Source organism: Hymenobacter rigui, assembly GCF_003944715.1.
GTDB lineage: Bacteria > Bacteroidota > Bacteroidia > Cytophagales > Hymenobacteraceae > Hymenobacter > Hymenobacter rigui.
The window spans coordinates 41,819-48,662 of the sequence record NZ_RWIT01000024.1; the positions used below are offsets into that span (position 1 = coordinate 41,819).

5 protein-coding genes are annotated in these 6,844 nt (G+C 61.4%); 4 read left to right on the plus strand and 1 reads right to left on the minus strand.

The features are described from left to right. The first annotated feature begins 235 nt into the window (after window positions 1-235). Window positions 236-973, plus strand: coding sequence for a tetratricopeptide repeat protein (locus EI291_RS22035; RefSeq protein ID WP_125424452.1), 738 nt, complete (start codon window positions 236-238; stop codon window positions 971-973). A gap of 168 nt (window positions 974-1,141) precedes the next feature. Here EI291_RS22035 and EI291_RS22040 read toward each other — a convergent pair whose 3' ends face one another. Next, the gene (locus EI291_RS22040; RefSeq protein WP_125424453.1) at window positions 1,142-2,377 is read right to left on the minus strand and encodes an NAD(P)/FAD-dependent oxidoreductase; all 1,236 of its coding nucleotides are present in this window, start codon (window positions 2,375-2,377) and stop codon (window positions 1,142-1,144) included. Between the two features lie 128 nt (window positions 2,378-2,505). Here EI291_RS22040 and fabG point away from each other — a divergent pair, with 128 nt between their 5' ends. The 3 genes from fabG (at window position 2,506) to pta (ending at window position 6,520) form a co-directional block, all read left to right on the plus strand. Further along, window positions 2,506-3,255, plus strand: a complete 750-nt coding sequence (gene fabG / locus EI291_RS22045) for a 3-oxoacyl-[acyl-carrier-protein] reductase (RefSeq protein ID WP_125424454.1) — start codon at window positions 2,506-2,508, stop codon at window positions 3,253-3,255. Window positions 3,256-3,595: 340 nt separating this feature from the next. Continuing rightward, window positions 3,596-4,273 carry a YiiX family permuted papain-like enzyme gene (locus tag EI291_RS22050; RefSeq protein ID WP_125424455.1) on the plus strand — a complete coding sequence of 226 codons (678 nt, stop codon included), beginning with the start codon at window positions 3,596-3,598 and terminating at the stop codon, window positions 4,271-4,273. A gap of 156 nt (window positions 4,274-4,429) precedes the next feature. After that, a complete protein-coding gene (gene pta, locus EI291_RS22055) occupies window positions 4,430-6,520 on the plus strand; it encodes a phosphate acetyltransferase (RefSeq protein WP_125424456.1) in 2,091 nt (696 codons plus the stop codon). Window positions 6,521-6,844: the final 324 nt, after the last annotated feature.

Consider the following 6,844-nt stretch of genomic DNA (forward strand, 5'->3'; position numbering starts at 1 on the left):
GTATGTTCAATTGAAGGTGAGGAAAGAAGACCCACCCGCAGCGGCTACGCCGGGACAAGGGCCGGGCAAAGATAGGCAGGCCGCGCTACTCTGCCACGTTGCGCCCGGGAAGTGAGGCGAACCGGCCCGGACAAAATTTTGTGCCGGAGCCCAGCCTTTACGGGTAGCGGTGCGTACAACGCCCGTTGACCATCGGCCAACACCTTGCTTCTGACTGCCTTTCTCGTTCACCGTCATGAAATTACCCTTACTTTCCCTATTTGCTGGCTCCACCCTATTGTTGGCTGGCGCCTGTGCCCGGGGCACCACCGCCGATGTGGAGCGCCCTACCTCTGCCGCCCGCAACGTAGCCCGCGAAACCGCCCTGGCTCAGCGTGCTGACTCTGTTGCCCGGCCTGCCTCGACTACGATGGTAGCTTCGGCCGCCCCGGCAATACCCCTACCCGTGGAAGCCGCCGCCCGCAAAACCAACGCCGACTACCGGGACGAAATCCGGATAGCGGACCAGAAGCTGAAGGTAAAGCCCCGTGACTACGATGCCCTGCTGATGCGGGCCAAAGCCAAAAGCCATCTGAAGGATTATAAAGATGCCATGCCCGATTACAACGCGGCGCTGCGTCTGAAACCCGCCAGTGCTGAAGCGTACTACAACCGGGGCCTGAACCGTCTGAAAATGAAGGAGTACAGCGCCGCCATTGTGGATTTTAGCAAAGCGGTGAAGTATAACCCCGAGGACAAAGAGGCCTATTTTGGGCGGGGTGCGGCCAAAATGCAGCTGTTCAACTTTAAAGGAGCCGTGCCGGATTTCGCCAAAGCCATCAGCATCGACCCGAATTACGCTGACGCCTACGAGTACCGCGGCATCAGCTACGCCTCCATCAACAAGCCCGCCGAGGCCAAAGCCGACCTGGAAAAAGCCACCCAGTTAAACCCCGAAGCCGAAAAAAGCCTGCGCCGCTATACTGGTAAATAACCGTCATTGCGAGGACGCAGGACGAAGTAATCCTTCCTTCCCGCAGCACCAATCCTTCCTCTACTCAAAAGCCCCTGACGCCAGCACGGACGGCAGGGGCTTTCTGCTTTTCTGCGTTTGCGCCCTGAAAAGGACGGATTACTTTGTCCTCCGTCCTCGCAATGACCACTACTTCCCTAGCAGCAGCTTCACGTAAAAGCTGGGTTGGCGCAGCCGTTCGCGCAGGTCGAGGTCCAGGAACATGTTGCTGATGGTTTCGGCCAGTGTAGGGTTGTTGGCGGCGCGGTTGGCAATGAAGTTGAACAGCCAGGGGTAGCCCAGCAGCCGCTGCATGGCCCGGCTCAGGCGCAGCTCCTGCCAGAGGCGGTTGTACACGGCTGCATCGTAACCTTTCAGAAAACCAGCCGAGAAATCCTGCGCGGCCAGGGCCCGGGCGGCCCAGTCGGCGGCGTGCCGGCCCGATACCATGGCGTGGCTGATACCTTCCCCCGAAAATGGGTCGATAAGGGAACCAGCGTCACCGAGCAACAGGTAGCCGGGGCCCGAGAGCGGGCGGCGCTTGGAGCCCAGCGGCAGCCCGAAGCCGCGCACCGGACCCAGCCGTTCAGCCATGGCAAACCGGTCCTTCAGGGCCGGGTGGGTATGCAGCATTTCCTCCAGCCGCTCCCGCAGCTTCACCTTCTTCCGGGATACGGCTTCGGTGAGCATGCCCACGCCCACGTTGGCCTCACCGTTGGGCAGCGGGAATACCCAGAGGTAGCCCGGCAGAAAGTCTTTGATAAAGTGCAGCTCGATGAAATTATCGGGGTGCAGGCCCTGCACACCCCGGTAGTAGGCCCGCAGACCGGCGCAATGGTGCTCGGGCTCCAGCTCGTGGCCGCCCACTACCCGCGCAAAGTGCGACTGGGCCCCGTTGGCCACCAGCAGCAGCCGGCAGGTGGCAATTTCCTGCCCGTCGGCCGCCAGCAGCCGCCAGCCGCCGCCGGGCAACGGCTCGTGGCGGGCCACGTCGGTATTTTCGCGAAAGTCGATTTCGGGGCGGCGGCGCACTTCTTCGATGAGGAAATTATCGAAGTGGATACGCTTGCTGATGTGGCCGGCGGCACGGTCGAGGGCGGGGTTGTAGCGGGGCTTGAACGGTACGGCCAGGCGGCGGCCGTTGGGGGCGTAGAAATCAATGCCCCAGCTGGGCAGCTGCATGGGCTCGGCGGCGAAACGGGCCGGCAATTCCTCCCCTATCCGACGCAGCTCACTGATGACTTTGCCGCTGAGCGCGTCGCCACACACTTTGTCGCGGGGGAAGGTGGCCTTGTCGAGCAGCAGGCAGCGGTGGCCGGCGTTGGCGAGGTGCAGGGCCGCTGTGGCTCCGCCCGGTCCGGCCCCGAGGATGCAGATATCGGTCATTTTGAGCTACTAGCTAGTAACTGTTGGCTGCTAGCTTATGAAAGAGAATAGGGCCGCAAGCTACAGCAAAGCAGGTAGTATCCGGCGAACTAAAAAAGCTAACAGCTTCTATTCCTATCTTCGCCCTCATGACTCAACTGCTCGACGGAAAAGTGGCCCTGATTACGGGCGCTTCCAAAGGAATTGGCCGCGCCATTGCGGTGTATTTCGCCCAACAGGGCGCTCAGGTGGCCTTCACCTACCTTTCCAGCGTGGAGAAAGGCCAGCAGCTGGAACAGGAGCTGGCAGCTCACGGCACCAAAGTAAAAGGCTTCCGCTCCGACGCCTCCATCTACGCCGAAGCTGAAAAGCTGGTAGACGACGTGGTGGCCGAGTTCGGCAAGCTGGACATTCTGGTAAACAACGCCGGCATCACTCAGGATGGCCTGCTCATGCGCATGAGCGAGCAGCAGTGGGACCAGGTAATTGCCGTGAACCTGAAGTCGGTGTTCAACCTGACCAAGGCGGCCACCAAGCCCATGATGCGCGCCAAAGCCGGCAGCATCATCAACATGACCTCGGTAGTTGGCATCAAGGGCAACGCGGGTCAGGCCAACTACGCGGCTTCCAAGTCGGGTATCATTGGCTTCACTAAATCGGTGGCGCTGGAGCTGGGCTCCCGGAACATCCGCTGCAACGCCATTGCCCCTGGCTTCATTGAAACCGAAATGACCGACGCCCTCGACCCCAAGCAGGTGGATGAGTGGCGCAAGGCTATTCCGCTGAAGCGCGGCGGCAAGCCCGAGGATATTGCCAAAGCCACCGCCTTCCTGGCCTCCGATGATTCGTCGTACATCACCGGCCAGGTGCTGCAGGTGGATGGCGGCATGCTGACCTAAGTCTAAAAAACACTTCACTGAACGTCATGCTGAGCTTGCCGAAGCATCTCTACCGAAGCTAATCAGATAGAATAGCACTACGGTAGAGATGCTTCGGCAAGCTCAGCATGACGTTTTTTTGTATGGCAATACTATGAAGCGTACTCTTTGCTTCTTATCTCTGATACCGATTACGCTTCTTTTTTTATGCATGCTAGTCTGGATTGGAATACAATTCTACAGGCCATATGCGCAGAGGAAAGCTGTTCTTGCCACGATACAGCGCTTTAATCAGGAGAATATAACCCGGCAGGCAGTTGAAATAGATACACTGGCCCCGACAGCTCATAATTAATTGTACATGCGTCGCCCTTTATCCATTGCGCTGGCCCTGCTGTTGATTGTAGCCGCTATGTCCGCCACGTACCTGCGGCACCGGTTTAGCCGGTTTCAGCGGCGGCACCGGGGCGAGCTGACGATTCTGTCCATTTCACTGCAGTTGCGCGAGGGGGATTTGGTTTTCCAGACTTCGCGCTCCGCTCAAAGCCAGGCTATTCAGCTGGCTACCCACTCGCCCTACAGCCACTGCGGCATGCTGTTGCGGCAGGGCGGCGAGTGGCAGGTACTGGAGGCCGTGCAGCCGGTGCGTCTCACCCCGCTGGAGCAGTGGATTGGGCGCGGCCGGGGGAGCCATTTCGTGGTGAAGCGCCTGCACGATGCGGACCAAGTGCTTACCCCCGCCACCCGGCGCCTTCTCCGACGCACCGGCCTGCACTACCAGGGCCGCGCCTACGACCTGTATTTCGGCTGGAGCGACGAGCGGCTGTATTGCTCCGAGCTGCTCTGGAAAACCTATCAGCAGGCCACCGGCCGCAAAATCGGGAAGCTCCAACGGCTGCGCGAGTTCGACCTTTCCCACCCCGCCGTGCAGGCCAAGCTGCGGGAGCGGTACGGTAGCCATCTGCCCCTGAATGAGCCGGTCATTTCCCCCGTTGCCATGTTCGATAGTCCGGAACTGGTGAAGGTGTTGCAACGGTGAGGCTGGCATTCTTAACGCGTTGAGAATTCAAAAAGACCGTCGTGCGGAGCGCAGCGGGCCACGCTGAGCATTGAATAGGGTAAATAACGCTGCCGACCACTTCAGCACTATCTTGTCCCGCATCCGTAAGGGCTTCTGACTATTCTCGACTTACCTATGAGCAAAGCCGTTTTCATTGCCACTGCTGAGCCGTACAGCGGCAAATCCGTTGTGACGCTGGGGCTGGTGCACCTGCTGCTGGGGCAGGCGCAGCGGGTCGGCTACTTCAAGCCCATCATCACGCCCCTTGCCGACGGCCAGCCCGACTACCACATCCAGACAGTGCTGCAGCACTTCCAGCTGCCCCTCGCCTACCCCGACACCTACGCCTACACCGGCCAGGAGGCCCTGCGCATGGTGGAAGCCGGCCGCGCCGGGGAGCTGCTCGACACCATCATCCACCGCTTCAAGCAGCTGGAAGCCGCCCACGACTTTGTGGTGGTGGAAGGCACCGACTTCGTGGGCAGCAGCCTGGCCCTGGAGCTGGATTTGAACTGGCAGGTGGCCCGCAACCTGAGCGTGCCGGTAGTGCTGCTGATTTCGGGGTTGGGCAAAACCGTGGAGCAGCTCGTCAACGCCGCCCTGTCCATCCGGCGCGATGCGCTGGAAAGCGAGGTGCAGGTGCTGGCGTTGGTGCTCAACCGCGTGGCCCCGGAACAGCTGGACGAGGTGCGCGCCCTGCTCCGTGACCAGCTGCCGCCCGAAACGCAGCTGGCCCTCATTCCGGAAAGCCCGGCGTTGCGCAGCCCCACCATGCAGGAAATCCATGACCAGCTGGGCGGGGAGCTGCTGTTCGGGGCCGACCAGCTCGCCAACCCCGTCGACCACTTCATCAACGGCTCGATGCAGGTGCCCAATTTTCTGCTGCGCCTGGAGGAAAACGTGCTCATCATCACGCCCGGCGACCGGGCCGACCTTATTCTGAGCGCCCTACAGGCCAATATGTCGGCCAACTACCCGCGCGTGGCGGGGCTGGTGCTCACCAGCGGCTACCGGCCCGAGGACTCGGTGCTGCGCCTGATTGAGGGCCTCCCCGTGGCCGTGCCCATGCTACTGGTGGAGTCGGGCACGTTCCAGACCACCACCCGCATCGGCAACATTCAGGCGCGCATCGGGCCGCAGCAAACCAAGAAAATCCGGCTGGCCATCCAGACGTTTGAGCGCCACCTGGATGCGCCCCGCCTGTTGGAGCAGCTCAGCACGTTCGCGCCGCGCGGCCTCACGCCGCACATGTTCCAGTACCAGCTGCTGCAGTGGGCGCGCAGCCAGCGCAAGCACATTGTGCTGCCCGAAGGCAACGACGACCGGGTGCTGCGCGCGGCGGCCCGCCTGCTGGAACAGGACGTGGTGAGCCTGACTATCCTCGGCGACCCGACCCAGATTCTGGCCGCCGCCAAGCGCCTCGGCCGCCCCCTGGACCCGCAGCGCGTGCAGCTGCTCGACCCGGCCAATTCCGCGCTGTTCCAGGACTTCGCCGAAACCCTGTTTGAGCTGCGCCGCAGCAAAGGCGTGACCCTGGAAATGGCCCGCGACCTGATGACCGACGTGTCGTATTTCGGCTCGATGATGGTGTACAAGGGCTTGGCCGACGGCATGGTGTCGGGAGCGGTGCACACCACGCAGCACACCATCCGGCCGGCGCTGCAGTTTATCAAGACGCGGCCGGGCGTGTCGGTAGTGTCGTCGGTGTTCTTTATGTGTCTGCCGGATCGGGTGGCGGTGTTTGGCGACTGCGCCGTGAACCCCAACCCCACCGCCGAGCAGCTGGCCGAAATTGCCATTTCCTCGGCCGACAGCTCCCGGCGCTTCGGCATCGAGCCGCGGGTGGCCATGCTCTCCTACTCCTCCGGCACCTCCGGCGAGGGTGCCGACGTGGACAAGGTACGCCAGGCCACCCAGCTCGTGCGCCAGCTCCGCCCCGATTTGCTGGTGGAAGGCCCCATCCAGTACGATGCCGCCGTGGACCCCGCCGTGGGCCAGCAGAAGCTACCCGGCTCGCCGGTAGCAGGCCAGGCCAGCGTGCTCATCTTCCCCGACCTGAACACCGGCAACAACACCTACAAAGCCGTGCAGCGCGAAACCGGCGCCCTGGCCATCGGCCCGATGCTCCAGGGCCTGAACAAGCCCGTCAACGACCTGAGCCGCGGCTGCACCGTCGACGACATCTACAACACGGTGCTGCTGACGGCCATTCAGGCACAGGGCTAGTTTCGGCAGCCGCACAAAGGCCCCGTTGCTTCAGGTGGAGCAGCGGGGCCTTTTTTAATTTATATCGATTTATTATGTACAATGGTTTTCAGCTTGGCGAAGTGGGGGCAATCGAAGCACAAAACTTTAAATTTTCACAAAAGTTGAACCGAAGAACAACTGCTGAATTTTGCGCCAAATCCTCGATTTTGCCAAAATTATAGCAGATTCGTGAACAGTTCGTCCTGGCTCCGTGCAGCTGCGTAGAATGGAATATGAAACCGTATTCGCTTGATTTGCGCAGCCGCGTGGCGGCCGCCTGCCGCGAGCCTGGGGCGAGCAAGG

What these genes read in the sequence shown, in the direction of transcription:
- EI291_RS22035 (WP_125424452.1), top strand. Translation starts at nt 236, where the DNA reads ATGAAATTACCCTTACTTTCCCTATTTGCTGGCTCCACCCTATTGTTG.
- EI291_RS22040 (WP_125424453.1), bottom strand. Translation starts at nt 2,377, where the DNA reads ATGACCGATATCTGCATCCTCGGGGCCGGACCGGGCGGAGCCACAGCG.
- fabG (WP_125424454.1), top strand. Translation starts at nt 2,506, where the DNA reads ATGACTCAACTGCTCGACGGAAAAGTGGCCCTGATTACGGGCGCTTCC.
- EI291_RS22050 (WP_125424455.1), top strand. Translation starts at nt 3,596, where the DNA reads ATGCGTCGCCCTTTATCCATTGCGCTGGCCCTGCTGTTGATTGTAGCC.
- pta (WP_125424456.1), top strand. Translation starts at nt 4,430, where the DNA reads ATGAGCAAAGCCGTTTTCATTGCCACTGCTGAGCCGTACAGCGGCAAA.